Genomic DNA, 15,798 nt, shown 5'->3' on the forward strand with positions numbered 1-15,798 from the left:
GGCGGAGTGGACGGGGCTCGAACCCGCGACCCCCGGCGTGACAGGCCGGTATTCTGACCAACTGAACTACCACTCCGCGAAAACTATTAACAACAACGATGGTGGGTGATGAGGGACTTGAACCCCCGACATTCGCCTTGTAAGGGCGACGCTCTACCAACTGAGCTAATCACCCGTTGTTGTGAAGGCCGCTATTGTACTGCATCCTTTAGAGCTTTACCAGCTTTAAATGAAGGAATTTTTGCAGCAGCGATTTCAATTGTATCTCCAGTACGTGGATTGCGCCCAGAACGTGCCTGACGCTCACGAACAAGGAAAGTCCCAAAGCCGATTAAAGAAACTTGATCACCTTTAGCTAAAGCCTCCGTGACTGCCTCTACCATAGCTTTGAACGCACGGTCGGTATCTGCTTTGGTCAGGCCTGACTTCGCAGAAACTGCATCGATCAATTCTGTTTTGTTCATGAAAAGAGTCCTTTGAATTCGTTATTTCAGGGAAACCGGAACACTCCTCCACTAACGTCCTGTAGCAAAAAAACGACTAGTGTGAATATGTTTGACTGTTATACCAGCGACCTTGAAAAGGTGTCAACTAAATGACAGCGTAACCTGGCGTTTTCCCTAGGTTTCTTAATGGGTTCGACTATTTTCCAGTTCTTCCTCATTGGTTGAAGTCACCGGAGTTGTCGCATTTTCGCCTTCATCCTCATCGACAGAATCTGCTAAAGGTTCAGGCATTCGCTCCAAAGCTAAGGTTAAAACTTCATCAATCCACTTTACTGGACGAATCTCTAAACTCTTTTTTACCGTTTCAGGGACTTCAGCTAAATCCTTCTCATTGTCTTTAGGAATTAGCACTAAACGAATTCCACCCCGATGCGCTGCAAGCAGTTTTTCTTTCAAACCACCAATGGGCAACACTTCGCCACGCAAGGTGATTTCACCCGTCATCGCGACATCAGCACGCACGGGAATCCCACTCATCGCTGAAACAATCGCTGTGACCATGCCAATCCCAGCGCTAGGACCATCTTTCGGTGTAGCTCCTTCAGGCACGTGAATATGCACATTATGCTTACGCAAGAAACTGCGTGAAATCCCTAGCATTTGCGCTCGGCTTTTTACTACCGTTTCAGCCGCATAAATCGACTCTTTCATCACCTCGCCTAAGCGACCTGTACTTTTAATTGCCCCAGAACCCGGGAGCAGCGCACTTTCGATGGTAAGTAGATCCCCACCCACGGAAGTCCAAGCCAAACCTGTAACTTGACCAATTTGGTTTTCTTTACCACCACGACCATAATCGAACTGCTGCACACCTAAATACTTTTCAAGGTTTTTGGGTGTCACTGTGGACTTAGTCTTTTTGGTCAGTAAATGCTGCTTAACTGCTTTGCGACATAATTTAGAAATCTCTCGATCTAAATTACGCACACCAGCTTCACGCGTATAGTGGCGAATAATATCCAGCACGGTCGCATCACTAATCGCTAGTTCACCCTCTTTCAAGCCATTCGCTTTTAATTGCTTAGGAATCAGATAATTCCGGGCAATATTAAGCTTTTCGTCCTCGGTATAGCCTGGAATACGAATAACTTCCATCCGATCTAATAAAGGTCCAGGAATGCGCATACTGTTTGAAGTGGCTACAAACATGACATCCGATAAATCAAAATCGACTTCAAGATAATGATCGGCAAACGTATGATTTTGCTCTGGATCAAGCACCTCTAACAAAGCCGAAGCAGGATCTCCGCGGAAATCAGTGGCCATTTTGTCGATTTCATCTAACAAAAACAGCGGATTGCGAGTACCTACACGCGATAAATTTTGGATAATTTTCCCTGGCAATGAGCCAATATATGTCCGCCGATGACCACGGATTTCTGCCTCATCGCGCACCCCGCCTAAAGCCATGCGCGTAAATTTACGCCCTGTGGCACGGGCAATAGATTGCCCTAAAGAAGTTTTACCCACCCCAGGTGGCCCTACCAAACACAGAATCGGCCCTTTAATTTTCTTAACACGCTGCTGTACCGCTAAAAACTCTAAAATCCGCTCTTTGACTTCATCTAAGCCATAGTGATCTTCATTGAGAATTTTTTCTGCAACGGCCAAATCGGAAAGTACCTTAGATTTTTTCTTCCAAGGCAAACCGACCATCCAATCAATGTAATTACGTACGACTGTCGCTTCAGCCGACATAGGCGACATCATTTTAAGCTTATTGAGTTCAGCAGTAGCTTTTTCACGTGCCTCTTTAGTCATCCCTGCTTTATTAATGCGCCGAGAAAGCTCTTCTACTTCGCTAGGGCTTTCATCCATATCACCGAGTTCTTTTTGGATAGCTTTAATCTGCTCATTCAAATAGTACTCGCGCTGGCTACGCTCCATTTGCTGCTTGACACGTCCCCGAATCTTTTTCTCAACTTGGAGCAGATCTAGCTCATTTTCGATCAGTTCGACCAAACTTTGAATCCGCTCCTCTACATTCAAAGTTTCAAGTAGAGTTTGCTTTTGGGCAATTTTCAAACCCAAATGGGCAGCCACGGTATCAGCCAAACGCACTGGGTCTTCAATACTCGAAAGTGAGGACAGAATCTCTGGTGGGACTTTTTTATTGAGTTTTACATACTGCTCAAAAAGATTTATCAGGGAACGCCCCATAACCTCAACTTTGCGCTCTTCGGTATCTAACACCGAAGGGCGCATTTCGATTTCTGCAGAGAAATAAGGGCTTTCATCATCAATCGCCACCATTTCCGCACGCTCTAAACCCTCTACCAACACTTTCAAAGTGCCATCAGGTAATTTGAGCAGTTGCAGAATCGTCGCCAAGGTTCCTAAAGTATGTACGTCCGTTAATTCGGGATCGTCAACTTCAGCACTTTTTTGTGCAACCAGAAGAATTTGTTTGTCTGTAGACATCGCTGCATCTAAGGCTTGAATGGAGCGCTGCCGACCAACAAACAGAGGAATCACCATATACGGGTAAACAACCACATCCCGTAACGGTAAAACAGGGACAATTAATCTGTCCGTATCAGTATTTTTATCAGACATTGGTAACCTCATATGCCCTGATGTGGCGCTAAGCGCGTCTTATGATGCAGACCGAACAACCATCAGCAAAGGTAAGAACTTAGGCTCTGCATGCAGAGCCTAGTTAGAAAATTAATTATTCACCTGCTGAGGCCACTTTAGGCTCAGCATTTTCATACACACGATAAGGCTCTGATTCACCACGCACCACAGCCTCATCCACGATCACTTTGCTGACGGATTGCTCTGACGGAAGTTCGTACATAGTGTCTAAAAGAATTTTTTCAAGGATGGTTCTTAAACCACGCGCACCCGTTTTACGCTCCATCGCTTTACGTGCAATTAAATGTAAGGCCTCTTCTCTAAAGATTAGCTCAGTTCCTTCCATTTCGAACAAGCGCCCGTATTGCTTAGTTAAAGCATTACGTGGCTCAGTTAAGATTTGTACTAACGCCGTTTCGTCCAGTTCTTCTAAAGTAGCAACTACTGGCAAACGCCCCACAAACTCAGGAATTAACCCATAGCGGACTAAATCATCCGCCTCAATATCTTTAATGACATCACCAAATGACTTGCTGGCTTCAGGTGTCTTCACTGCTGCAGAGAAACCAATACTGCCCTTTTCGGTGCGATCACGAATAACTTTATCCATGCCTGCAAAGGCACCACCACAAATAAAGAGAATATTTTTGGTGTCAACTTGTAAGAACTCTTGCTGAGGATGTTTCCGCCCACCTTGAGGCGGAACTGAAGCAATCGTACCTTCAATCAACTTCAGCAAAGCTTGCTGCACACCTTCACCTGATACATCGCGGGTAATTGATGGGTTATCAGATTTACGGGAAATTTTGTCAATTTCGTCAATATAGACGATGCCAGTCTGTGCTTTCTCAACATCATAATCACATTTCTGCAGAAGCTTTTGAATGATGTTTTCCACATCCTCACCCACATAACCAGCTTCGGTTAAAGTGGTTGCATCAGCAATCGTGAAAGGCACATTTAATAGACGGGCTAAGGTCTCAGCTAATAAAGTTTTACCGCTACCAGTAGGACCAATCAGCAAAATATTACTTTTCGCTAGTTCGACATCGTCCTTGCCAGTCTTTTTGAATAAACGCTTATAATGGTTATAAACCGCAACGGATAAAACTTTCTTTGCTAACTCTTGACCGATGACATACTCATCGAGATTTTGGCTTAGCTCACGTGGCGTCGGCAAATTGCTTTTATCGTCCGTTTCGCTCTGCGTAGAGTGCATTTCTTCTTGGATAATGTCATTACACAGGTCGACACACTCATCACAGATAAATACAGAAGGCCCTGCAATCAATTTGCGAACTTCGTGTTGGCTTTTTCCGCAAAATGAACAATACAGTAACTTTCCAGTGTCTTGGTTACCCTTTTTGTCTTTACTCATTCAGAACCTCTACCTGCACCAGAACTATCTGGCGAATGTGCTTAAATAGCTTAAAACTGCTATGTAATGCCAAAAACAAGAACTTCAAGCCTTATTATCCACGAGTATGGGCTTGAATAACAAGAAGCCTATGCTTTGTATGTCTATTAAAACAAAAACAGCCTGATAAACAGGCTGTTTTTAAGTAGTTTTTTAGAAAAACTCGTGTTTAAGCACTACGTTTATCCAAAACCAAGTCAATCAAGCCATAATCTTTCGCTTGAGTGGCCGTCATGAAATTATCCCGGTCCGTATCTTGACTAATTTTATCTAAAGGTTGGCCGGTATGCTTGGATAAGACTAAATTCAATTCTTCACGAATTTTTAAAATTTCGCGGGCATGAATTTCAATATCAGAAGCCTGACCTTGGAAACCACCTAAAGGTTGATGAATCATCACCCGTGAATGCGGTAAACAAGCACGCTTGCCTGGAGCACCAGCAGCTAATAATACCGCCCCCATACTAGCAGCTTGCCCAATACACAAAGTACTGACCTGTGGACGGATAAACTGCATGGTATCGTAAATCGCCATCCCTGCTGTTACCACACCACCTGGAGAATTGATGTACAGGTGAATATCTTTTTCTGGATTCTCAGACTCTAAAAACAATAGCTGACCCACAATCGAGTTCGCCATATAGTCTTCAATGCCACCGACGCAGAAAATAATCCGCTCTTTCAGTAGCCGAGAGTAGAGATCATAAACTTGCTCCCCACGAGAAGTCTTCTCGATTACATAAGGGATACCTAAAGCTTGAGTTCCTAGTGCGCCATTTAGCCTAGACATTATTATTCACCTGTACATTAGCTTATTAAGCGGCTACCGGTTCCTGCTTGCGATTCATAATTGACTCAAAATCGCGCACTTCGTCAGTCACCTTCGCTTGATCTAAAACCCACTCCACGATCATATCTTCCATAACAGCTGCTTCCACAGTCTGCATGGCCTGACGATTCGTGCGGTAGTAATTGACCAAAGCAGCTGGATCTTCATAAGAGGCAGCCAAAGTCTCCAGCATAGCATCGACACGAGCAGGATCACGTTGCAGACCTTTTTGACGAATAATTTCGCCAACGATCAAACCTAACTTCACCCGACGCGCTGCTTGCGGCTGGAATAAATCATCAGGGATATTATTAGCTGGAGTACCTGTACTTTGCGAAAACTCCTCACGAACGTGTTGGATTTCGTCTTTCACTAAAGCACTAGGTAAGTCGATTTCATGTAGGCTAGACAAGCCCTCCATAACTTGTTGTTTGACTTGCGCTTTTAAAGCATTGCCCAATTCGCGAGTCATGTTCTTTTTTACTTCTTCGCGGAAAGATTCCATACTGCCATCTTCCACACCGAATTGTTTAATGAAATCTGCATTCACTTCTGGCAAAGATTCTTCCTGAACTTTATGCACAGTTAGTTTGAATTGCGCTGTTTTGCCTTTTAAATTTTCAGCTTGATAATCTTCTGGGAAAGCGACATCAGCCGTCTTAGTTTCACCAGCTTTCATGCCAATTAAAGCAGCTTCAAAATCAGGTAACATACGGCCAGCGCCTAGCTCAACCGGATAATCTTGCGCAGTACCACCTGCAAAAGCCTCACCATCTAAACTGCCTTCAAAGTCGATTTTTACTAAATCGCCACTTTGTGCTGCCCGATCAGTATCTTTCCATTCACGCTGTTGCTTACGAATGGTATCTAACATCTTATCAATGTCAGCATCTTGGACTTCAGCAGTAGGGCGCTTGACTTCTAAACCAGTCACATCAGCCACTGTAAACTCTGGATATACATCAAAGTTCGCAACATAAACCAAAGGTTGGCCAGTAGCTAAAGCTTGTAATTCGATTTGGGGCAGGCCAGCAACCCGCAGATTTTGCTGGACAGAGGCATCACGGAAAGTATGTTCTAATACTTCACCGATCACTTCTTGGCGTACAGAATCACCGTAGCGAGACTTTACAACATTGAAAGGAACTTTGCCGGGACGGAAACCATCAAGACGTACACGCTTGACCATTGACTTCAGACGTGACTCAACGCTCTGCTCAATACGCTCGGCAGGCACTTCTACTGTCATTTTACGCCCGATACTTCCTGTTGACTCTACTGAAACTTGCATGCCATACCTCATCTCCCCATCCATAAACCCAAGGCTGGAGGGGTTATCATCAAAATATTTGGATTGTTTGATATTGGTGCGAAAGGAGAGACTCGAACTCTCACGCCTTGCGGCGCTGGAACCTAAATCCAGTGCGTCTACCAATTCCGCCACTTTCGCATATTTCGTCGGAAAAACAGGTTAGCTTACCCATAAATCCGGAAAGGAGGCGATTATACACAGCAAATTGCCAGATGTATAACCAAAATGTAGAGTAACGTTGGGGTGGCTGATGGGACTCGAACCCACGACGACAGGAATCACAATCCTGGACTCTACCAACTGAGCTACAGCCACCATCTAAAAAATTTATTTTACGAGACTGATCGGGACATCGATGGCGCGCCCGGCAGGACTCGAACCTGCGACCCACGGCTTAGAAGGCCGTTGCTCTATCCAGCTGAGCTACGGGCGCAGACTGCAGATTAAATGCACTTGAGGTATAGACCACTTTGGAAAAAGTGGTCGGGGTAGAGAGATTCGAACTCCCGACATTCTGTACCCAAAACAGACGCGCTACCAGGCTGCGCTATACCCCGACTTGAGTTGCAACTTTCGTTGCTTGATGTTTCAAGACCGCGAAATATACAGATCGAAATTGCAGTCGTCAAGTAGAAAAATAAAACTTAAGCACGCTCATTTAGCCAATAGCCAATTGCTGGTGGAATGGTCTTTTGCGCTTTACCACTTACATAAATTCCAATATGTCCACCATTGAAACTCAGCTCTGCATAATCTTTAGAGCCTACATACTGAGCTAAGGCTTTAGAGGCAGCAGGTGGTACTAGATGATCCTGATCCGCATAAATATTCAAAACTGGCATCCTCACATTAGCAAGATTAACTTGATGCCCAGCAATCTCCACTTCACCCTTAATTAATTTATTCTGCTGAAAAAACTCTTTCATGAACTGGCGGAAAGTCTCACCTGCTTGATCTGGACTATCAAAAATCCATTTTTCCATCCGTAGGAAGTTTTTCAGGACATCTTTGTCGTCCATCATATCCACCAAACCTAGATACTTCTGCCCCATCAGTTGATACGGTTTTAGATTTAGGAAAGTCCAGTTGAGCATTTCGCCCGGAATATTCCCTAGCGTATCTACCATCAAGTCCACATCGACTTTTTGAATCCAGCTACTCAACATATTGTCAGGCGTTTGGAAATCGACTGGTGTCACCATCGTGACTAAATTTTTCACCCGCTCAGGGTGCAAAGCGCTATAACACAAACTAAACGCACCACCTTGGCAAATCCCTAAGAGATTCACTTGCTCGACTTGATGGCGCTCACAGAGTTGATCAATACAACGATCTAAATAACCATTCAGATAATCATCCATCGTCAAGTAACGATCAGCAGCATCTGGATAACCCCAATCGATCAGATAAACATCTTGGGCAGCATCCAATAAACCCTTAATCGTTGAGCGATTTTCTTGTAAATCGGTCATATAAGGACGATTAACCAGTGCATAGACGATCAGCAGCGGAGTGGGATTACGCTCTACAGTCGGATCACCAGCATAATGCAGCAATTTGAGTTTATCTTCTTGATAGATCACCTCATGCGGCGTTACTCCACCCATACTTTCTTGCATGGCAAGTAGATTGCCCATGCCTTGAGTGAGCTTTTCATTGAAGGCTTTAACTTCAGCAGCAAGTGCTTCGGGGCGCATATTAAAAGGAATCATTGTGCTGCCTCCTGAGTAGCAGTGGTCTGCATCGCTTGCTCAATGCGTTTCAAGCGTTGGTCTAGTTCACGGAGGTGTTGACGTAAAGCATTATTCTCACGTTTTAGCTCATATTGCTTTTTAATAGTTGCCTCATAATCAGCACGGACTGGTAACCCGAATGCTTTAAATTCATGATCTAAATGCTCATTCATACCCTGTTTGAGCAGTAAGAAAGCATTCACCAACTCGCCATAAAGGGTTTGATATTGTTCACTGGCTGCAAATTGGGCATAAGTCTCCTCGCTGACATCGACCCAAAGATCATATAGCTCGCGTAAGGAACTAATATTTTTTCCCTGGTCTGCTAACTTCTGAATGCGTATTCGCAAAGCTTGCACTGACTCCTGCCCTTGAGTGGCAAAGGCTTCACGGTATTTATCCATCGCTTGTTGATAACGTAAAGCTAGTGCTGACAATTTCTTTAAGCGCTCTTGACCTTCACGGGATAAGCCAAAACTTGGCGTGGCAAGAGCTTTTTGTAGATGTTCTTGCCATAAACCCGCATTAGGCATAGTCAGACCACCTGTCCCTACTTCACGGAACAAATTCATACCCTGCATATTGCCTACGAGCTGCTGCCACCCATCCAACACGGATTGACCTAAACCTAAATTACTAGCAGGCTGCCCACCTTGCTGAAACCATTGATTAAACCCGCTCTCAAGTGAACGCATCCAGCTTTCAATGCTTGGGGTATCAGGATCAGTTTTGGAATTACTATAAACTTGCTCGGCTAAGCCTAAATAGACTTTGCCCATGTCCATCACACGATTAAGCACATCTTGAATTTGTGGGGGGGAATCCTGTGTGACCGTACTCCACCATTGATTCAGATCATTAGCCCAAGTAGGAGCTTGTGAATTGTTGACAGTTGAGGGAGTAGAGCTGGGATTAAAACTATTAGAAAGAGTAGACCAATAGCGTTGTTGTACTTCCAGCCAGGTTTTTATCGCTTCTTCTGACCATTGCTTAGAACTCATTCCGATCTCCTCCATCCTGAAGATAAAATGGCTGTACTATTCAACCATATCATGCTAATTTGTGCAGCGCAACAAGAGTACTCTAGCGGGTTACTTTGTCAGTCTACTCGTTCTAGAGCCCCCTTGTGAATATTCCATCATGTATGGCCTCACTGTTGATTTCACATCATCGTCTAACGGAGATTTGGTTATGAGTAAAGTTGCACTAGTTACTGGCGGCACCGGTGGTATTGGCACCGCTATCTGTAAACGTTTAGCAGCTAACGGTTTCAAGATTATTACAACTTACTTCGAGCCAGAAGAAAAGGCGAAAGCTTGGGCTGAAGCTCAAGATTACGATGTGGACCTCTATCCTTGCAATGTGAGCGACTATAATTCTTGTGTGGAATTGAAAGAGCAGATTTTAAGAGATCATGGCCAAGTTGATGTGATTGTCAACAATGCAGGCATTACGCGTGACTCAAAATTCACTCGTATGACTCCAGACCAATGGCAAGCGGTTATTTCTACTAACTTAACTAGCCTATTCAATGTCTGCCATCAATTCGTTGAGGGTATGACAGAGCGTGGTTTTGGCCGTATCATCAATATCTCCTCTGTGAATGGTCAAAAAGGCCAAGCTGGCCAAACCAACTACAGCGCAGCCAAAGCTGGTGTGCACGGTTTCACTATGGCGTTAGCGCAAGAAGTAGTACGTAAAGGCGTAACAGTGAACACCATCTCTCCAGGCTATATCGGTACTGAAATGGTGATGGCGATTCGTGAAGACATCCGCAATGCAATCGTTGAACAAATCCCAGTGAAACGTTTAGGCAAGCCCGAAGAAATTGCAGCCGTTGCCGCTTTCTTAGCTTCTGATGATGCAGCCTTTATCACTGGCTCAAACATCAGCGCTAACGGTGGTCAATTCATGCACTAATTGGTGCAGAATACCCTCTCAGTAGCATAGCCAAGCTGTGCTACTGCATAGAAAATAAACAGATCCTCAGAAATTTACTCTTAAATCATTGATCAAGAGTATGCACAGCAAAACAATAGCCTATACAATGAAGATGCACAGACCTAGTGCACACCACATCAATACACCAGAATTTTGGTAAAAAACGAGTATGTCCGACACCCGAATTATTAAAAAATATCCTAATCGCCGCCTGTATGATACGCATCAAAGCTGCTATATCACATTGGCTGATGTGCGCGAATTAGTGATGAATGAAATACCTTTTCAAGTCGTCGATCGCCAAACCAGCGAAGACATCACCCGCAGTATTCTGCTGCAAATTATTATGGAACAAGAATCTGGCGGCAAACCGTTATTTAGCAGCGACCTGCTTTCTAAATTTATTCGCAACTACGGCGTAACCACTCAACAAGGTTTTAGCTCTTTCATGGAGCAAAGCATGCAACTCTTCAATAATCAGCAACAAGCCATTAGTGAACAGATGCATCGTGCTTTAGCCGGTACACCTTTAGATAACTGGTTAAAACTGAGTGAACAAAACCTGCAAGCTTGGAATAAGATGCAGCAAGACATTCTGAAAACCATGTCTCCTTTAGGAAAACGCGATTAAGCACTGTCTTTAGAAGCGCCTTGCAATCACTGACTAGCTTTTTTAAAGTAGTTTTCAATAGGCAAAAAATTACCCGCTATTAGCGGGTAATTAAATAATTTCAGCAACTGAGCACAAGAGGAGGAGGAGAGGAGTGTGCTCAGTCGCTGGTTCAAACTTGTATTAAGCTGATTTAACGTCTTCAGCAGCTTTCTTAGTAGCAGCAACTGTTTTGTCAGCAGCTTCTTTAGTAGCAGCAACAGCTTTGTCAGTTGCATCTTTACCAGCAGCAATAGCTTTGTCAGCAGCTTCTTTACCAGCAGTAGCAGCTTCTTGAGTTAAAGCAGTTGCTTTAGCCATTGCTTTTTCAACTGCTGCAGAAGCTTTTTCCATATTGTCAGTTAAAGCTTGCTTGCTTAATTCAGTCGCTTTTTCAGTCGTTTGAGAAGCATATTTAGCAGCTTCTTCAGCAATAGCAACTAACTCATCACGAGTAGCGGTTAACAGCTCAGCCGCTTCACGTACATTAGCTAACCATTTTTCGCCACAAGATTTCAGAACTTCTTGTTGCAGAGTGAAAACTTCTTTAGGGTCTTTGGCTTTTGCTAAAGCATCAGCATTTTTAGTGCCCGCTTCGAAACAGCTGCTCAATAAAGCAGTTTGCTTGGCAGTTAAAGTTTCGAAAGTTTTCATGTTTAATTCGCCAACGCGTTTTGCAGAGCTCATAGCGTTGTCATTTAATTGTTTGAATAGATCCATCATAGCGTTTTGCATGGTCGTATATCCCTTAGTGTGTCAGTACAGGTGGCTGATTTTAATCTCAGAATCTTTAGTGCTTTCCAGCATTTGATGCAGTGCACAATAACGAAGTTCTAATAGGCTGTCAATGTATTTTTGTGCATTGCAACAAAAGTTTTAAATTTAAGCCTTTAGACTAAGTTTAGTCCAAATTTATGACAATTGAATTTCCATAGTTCCCTTATAAAAGCTGGTGCATAATCAAAGCTCCAACCCGCTAGAAAAAAGGCTCTACTATGCAGATCAATGCCCCTTATGCCGCTCCCTATGAACTAGCCAATCTCAAAGAATTAGAAGCCCGGGTTCGCCAATTTGGTGAGCTACTTGGTGAAATCCTCCGTGAACAAGAAGGTCAAGCGCTGTATGAAGCTGTTGAGAAACTACGGCGTGGCTACATTCAATTACGCCAAAAAGACGATCCGGCTCTTCGTGAAGAGCTCATGCAGTTCATTCTGCAATTAGACGTAAAAGATATTGAGAAAATCATTCGTGCCTTTAATACCTTCTACGTGATTTCAAATATTGTGGAAGAAGATTTCCGCGAGCGCGAACGCCGCCGCAAATTCGCACATGGCGACGATCCTCTCCTATGGAAAGGTTCAGCCCGGCGTACCGTCGTAGAGTTACGCGATGAGGGCGTGACCGCCGAACAAATGCAAAACTTGATGAATCAGTTGCGTTATATCCCTGTCTTCACTGCTCACCCGACCGAAGCACGTCGCCGGACTTTAATGGGAATTCAGCGCCATATTTTCTTAATGATTAATCAGCTAGAGTCCTTAGAGGACGGTGGCGAAGAAGAGAAAGCCGCACTCTTACGCCAAATTAAGGGTCAGATTCAAATGCTCTGGCGCACCAATGAAGTTCGCACACGCAAGCCGACTGTCGAAGATGAAGTGAACTACGGCTTGTATTATTTTCGTGAAAGCTTATTTGATGCGATTCCCCTACTCTATCGTTTCTTTGAGCGCGCCATGCGTTATGCCTACGGCAATCAGCAAGTGACTGTGCCGAGTTTTTTACGCATTGGTTCGTGGATTGGTGGGGATCGTGATGGCAATCCTTTTGTGACGGCAGCAGTGACCCGCAATGCGATTCGCTTAGGGATGAGTGAAGCTTTATATGCATACATTGAGCGTGTGGACGTGCTGCGTGATTCGCTGTCCCACTCCACCGAATTTATTACACCTTCTGCTGAATTTTCGGTTTATCTAGACAAAATTAATGAGCAGATGGGCAATCGCCTCCTGGCCAAGCGGACAGATCAACTGCTTGAAGAACCGTATCGGCGCTTACTCACCATTATGCGCTACCGCTTAAAAAATACCTTAGAAGTGGTACGTGCCCGCCTTGCGAATAAATCGGCGGTTTTGCCTTTAGAGTCTTACCACAATGCCGATGTGTTCTTACACGAACTTAAGCTCATTTATGATTCACTGCGTAGTCATAATGATGGCTTACTGGCTGGGCGAGAGTTACGTGATTTAATTCGTTTGGTAGAAACCTGTGGTTTTGGCCTGTATCAATTGGATATTCGCCAAGAATCAACTATCCACAGTGAGACAGTGGCAGAGATTCTGAATCTTGCAGGTTTATGTGGTAACTATTTAGAACTACCCGAAGCTGAGCGCATTGCCTTACTCGCGGAGCTGATTCAACGCAACCGCCTGCCCATGCCTTATCGACCTGAGCTCACTGCCCGTACCGCTGAAGCTTTAGAAGTCTTCGATACGATGACCGAAATGCGTGCCGAAGCAGGAGCAGAAATCTTTGGTACTTATGTCATCTCTATGACGCATCACGCTAGTCACATTATGGAGGTGATGTTGCTAGCAAAAATGGCGGGCTTAATTGGCTATACAACAGAACGCCAGCTGTTTTGTAATATTCGGGTTTCACCACTCTTTGAAACTATCGAAGACTTAAAACATATTACTAGTGTTCTCACCAACTTATTCGAGAATCCGAGCTATCAAGCCCTATTGAAAGCTTCGGGGAATTTACAAGAAGTCATGCTCGGCTACTCCGATTCCTGTAAAGATGGCGGCATCTTAGCCTCCAACTGGAATTTGTATAATGCACAAAAAGAAGTCTTAGGTTTAACGGATAAATATGGCATTACTTGCCGCTTATTCCACGGGCGTGGCGGCACGGTAGGACGTGGCGGTGGCCCCACTCATGAAGCGATTGTGGCTCAACCGCCCAATACAGTGCGCGGGCAAATCAAATTCACCGAACAAGGTGAAGTTCTCGCCGCTAAATACAGTAATCTAGAAACGGCTGTCTATGAATTAGGCGTAGGTGCAACCGGACTCTTGAAAGCGAGTGCAGGTTTAGTGCTACCGCGTGCTGCTTATAGTGAATCCTATCATGCGGCCATGCATGAAATTGCAGCTACAGGCGAATATAGCTATCGCGAACTGACTGATCGCACTCCTGGCTTGATGGATTACTTTTATGAAGCCACCCCTGTACAAGAAATTGGTCAACTCAATTTAGGCTCACGTCCCTCACATCGGAAACAAACTGTGCGGGATAAATCCTCAATCCGTGCGATTCCTTGGGTGTTTGGCTGGGCACAAGCCCGACATACTTTGCCCGGCTGGTATGGAATCGGCACAGCTCTTACCCGTTTCCGCCAAAAATACCCCGATGGCTTAGAGCGTCTGCGTGACATGCATACTAATTGGCCTGCCTTTAAGTCATTGCTTGGTAATACACAGATGGGTTTATTCAAAGCCGAAATGGATATAGCGCGTGAATATGCTTCTTTGGTAGAAAATCAGGAAATAGCCAAGCAGCTCTATGCAACGATTCGGGCTGAGTTTGAACTAACCGTGAGTGAAATTTTGCTAATTACTCAGCAAGCGCGCCTGATGGATGATACGCCTTTATTGCAATACTCTGTGTTGCGGCGTAATCCTTATCTGGACCCTTTGAATAATATTCAAGTGACTTTGTTGCGTCGGCATCGCGAGCATTTAACCCACAGCACTGAAGCTTCACCTTGGCTAGAAGCCTTGTTGCGGACGATTAATGCCATTGCAGCAGGCTTGAGAAATACCGGTTAGCCGGCTTACAAAACAAAACCCCTCCTATTTGAGGAGGGGTTGGAAAAGAAACTTCAGCGCGCTTAAAACTATGGACTGAAAGAAGAGCCACAGCCACAAGTTGTGGTTGCATTCGGATTGCGAATGACAAACTGCGCACCTTCTAAACCTTCGGTATAGTCGATTTCTGCACCGACCATATATTGGAAGCTCATGGGGTCAATCAGTAGCTTCACACCACCATTTTCCACCATAGTGTCGCCATCACCTTCTGCTTCGTCGAAGGTAAAACCATATTGGAAACCAGAGCAACCACCGCCTGTCACAAACACCCGCAGCATTAAAGCTGGATTGTTCTCTTCATCAATCAACTGTTTTACTTTCGCTGCCGCAGCATTAGTAAAAACCAGCGGAGATGCCATTGCTACGCTCATGTAAAAACTCCTGCAAACTGTTCTAAATCAAGATGAAGACGACGGTAGCACCTGCCGAAAGCAGGGTCAATAAAGCCTCTTTTCTAGCAAGATTAGTTAGCCATTGAGCGGTTCTGGTGCTTTCGGTGGAGGTAATTTACTTGCATCATTCGGCTTTTGACGTACTAACTTGCCATTCACTTCAGCACCCACTGCCATTTCGAGCAAGTTGTAATACACATCGCCACAGATGCGCGCTTTCTCAAATAGCTCTACTTTGCCATTGGCAAACACATCACCATCAATCGAACCATTCAAGAGCATGCTAGAAACACGAACTTCACCTTGAATACGGCCTTGCTCACTTAGAATCAAGGTAGAATCATCGTTTTCCGCTGTCAGATTACCTTTGACTGTACCTTCAATATTCAGATTACCTGAAAAGGTCAAATCGCCATCGATGGTAGTACCACGACCAATTAAAGTATCAATCCGCGCACTACGGTTACCTTTTTGCTCAGTATTGTTGGTGTTGGTGGTAACAGCGGGTGCCACTGCATTATTGGTAGTCGCTGGTGGATTCGCCTTCGGATTACTCTTACCAAACATTGA

Annotated in this window: 13 protein-coding genes and 6 tRNA genes; 3 read left to right on the plus strand and 16 right to left on the minus strand. The window is 44.5% G+C overall.

The window, feature by feature from the left end:
• Nucleotides 1–2 precede the first annotated feature (2 nt).
• From Q0230_RS04590 to phaE, 13 genes are all read right to left on the minus strand, one after another.
• Nucleotides 3–76: transfer RNA gene (locus Q0230_RS04590), tRNA-Asp, on the minus strand.
• A gap of 23 nt (nucleotides 77–99) precedes the next feature.
• Nucleotides 100–175: transfer RNA gene (locus Q0230_RS04595), tRNA-Val, on the minus strand.
• A gap of 16 nt (nucleotides 176–191) precedes the next feature.
• Nucleotides 192–464, minus strand: a complete 273-nt coding sequence (locus tag Q0230_RS04600) for an HU family DNA-binding protein (RefSeq protein WP_298608642.1) — start codon at nucleotides 462–464, stop codon at nucleotides 192–194.
• A gap of 165 nt (nucleotides 465–629) precedes the next feature.
• Nucleotides 630–3,062 carry an endopeptidase La gene (gene lon / locus Q0230_RS04605; protein WP_298608643.1) on the minus strand — a complete coding sequence of 811 codons (2,433 nt, stop codon included), beginning with the start codon at nucleotides 3,060–3,062 and terminating at the stop codon, nucleotides 630–632.
• A 115-nt stretch (nucleotides 3,063–3,177) separates the two neighbouring features.
• On the minus strand, nucleotides 3,178–4,461 hold the full coding sequence (gene clpX / locus Q0230_RS04610) for an ATP-dependent Clp protease ATP-binding subunit ClpX (protein ID WP_298608644.1): 1,284 nt from the start codon (nucleotides 4,459–4,461) through the stop codon (nucleotides 3,178–3,180).
• A gap of 208 nt (nucleotides 4,462–4,669) precedes the next feature.
• Complete coding sequence (clpP, locus tag Q0230_RS04615; RefSeq protein ID WP_298608645.1) at nucleotides 4,670–5,290, minus strand: ATP-dependent Clp endopeptidase proteolytic subunit ClpP; 621 nt, start codon at nucleotides 5,288–5,290, stop codon at nucleotides 4,670–4,672.
• A gap of 25 nt (nucleotides 5,291–5,315) precedes the next feature.
• Nucleotides 5,316–6,620: a trigger factor gene (gene tig / locus Q0230_RS04620; protein ID WP_298608646.1), complete on the minus strand. Its 1,305-nt coding sequence runs from the start codon at nucleotides 6,618–6,620 to the stop codon at nucleotides 5,316–5,318.
• A 74-nt stretch (nucleotides 6,621–6,694) separates the two neighbouring features.
• Nucleotides 6,695–6,779, minus strand: a tRNA-Leu gene (locus tag Q0230_RS04625).
• Nucleotides 6,780–6,880: 101 nt separating this feature from the next.
• Nucleotides 6,881–6,956 (minus strand) — tRNA-His (locus Q0230_RS04630).
• A gap of 41 nt (nucleotides 6,957–6,997) precedes the next feature.
• Nucleotides 6,998–7,074 (minus strand) — tRNA-Arg (locus tag Q0230_RS04635).
• Between the two features lie 47 nt (nucleotides 7,075–7,121).
• Nucleotides 7,122–7,198 (minus strand) — tRNA-Pro (locus Q0230_RS04640).
• Between the two features lie 87 nt (nucleotides 7,199–7,285).
• Nucleotides 7,286–8,353: a class III poly(R)-hydroxyalkanoic acid synthase subunit PhaC gene (locus Q0230_RS04645; RefSeq protein WP_298608647.1), complete on the minus strand. Its 1,068-nt coding sequence runs from the start codon at nucleotides 8,351–8,353 to the stop codon at nucleotides 7,286–7,288.
• Entirely contained in the window at nucleotides 8,350–9,375 is a 1,026-nt protein-coding gene (phaE, locus tag Q0230_RS04650; protein ID WP_298608648.1) for a class III poly(R)-hydroxyalkanoic acid synthase subunit PhaE, read from the minus strand. The genes Q0230_RS04645 and phaE overlap by 4 nt, the downstream gene beginning before the upstream one ends.
• Nucleotides 9,376–9,565: 190 nt before the next feature.
• On the opposite strand from phaE, the gene phbB reads away from it, so the two are divergent.
• Nucleotides 9,566–10,294, plus strand: a complete 729-nt coding sequence (gene phbB, locus Q0230_RS04655; RefSeq protein ID WP_298608649.1) for an acetoacetyl-CoA reductase — start codon at nucleotides 9,566–9,568, stop codon at nucleotides 10,292–10,294.
• A 190-nt stretch (nucleotides 10,295–10,484) separates the two neighbouring features.
• Nucleotides 10,485–10,946: a polyhydroxyalkanoate synthesis repressor PhaR gene (gene phaR, locus Q0230_RS04660; RefSeq protein WP_298608650.1), complete on the plus strand. Its 462-nt coding sequence runs from the start codon at nucleotides 10,485–10,487 to the stop codon at nucleotides 10,944–10,946.
• A gap of 162 nt (nucleotides 10,947–11,108) precedes the next feature.
• On the opposite strand, the gene phaP is transcribed toward phaR, so the two are convergent.
• A complete protein-coding gene (phaP, locus tag Q0230_RS04665) occupies nucleotides 11,109–11,699 on the minus strand; it encodes a TIGR01841 family phasin (protein ID WP_367274125.1) in 591 nt (196 codons plus the stop codon).
• A 260-nt stretch (nucleotides 11,700–11,959) separates the two neighbouring features.
• On the opposite strand from phaP, the gene ppc reads away from it, so the two are divergent.
• Nucleotides 11,960–14,794: a phosphoenolpyruvate carboxylase gene (gene ppc, locus Q0230_RS04670; RefSeq protein WP_298608651.1), complete on the plus strand. Its 2,835-nt coding sequence runs from the start codon at nucleotides 11,960–11,962 to the stop codon at nucleotides 14,792–14,794.
• A gap of 68 nt (nucleotides 14,795–14,862) precedes the next feature.
• Here the strand turns inward: ppc and erpA are convergent, their stop codons facing one another.
• Nucleotides 14,863–15,207: an iron-sulfur cluster insertion protein ErpA gene (gene erpA, locus Q0230_RS04675; protein ID WP_298608652.1), complete on the minus strand. Its 345-nt coding sequence runs from the start codon at nucleotides 15,205–15,207 to the stop codon at nucleotides 14,863–14,865.
• A 96-nt stretch (nucleotides 15,208–15,303) separates the two neighbouring features.
• A complete protein-coding gene (locus Q0230_RS04680; protein ID WP_298608653.1) occupies nucleotides 15,304–15,795 on the minus strand; it encodes a polymer-forming cytoskeletal protein in 492 nt (163 codons plus the stop codon).
• Nucleotides 15,796–15,798 lie beyond the last annotated feature (3 nt).

Origin of the sequence: uncultured Thiothrix sp. (assembly GCF_937876535.1) — a bacterium.
Taxonomy (GTDB): domain Bacteria; phylum Pseudomonadota; class Gammaproteobacteria; order Thiotrichales; family Thiotrichaceae; genus Thiolinea.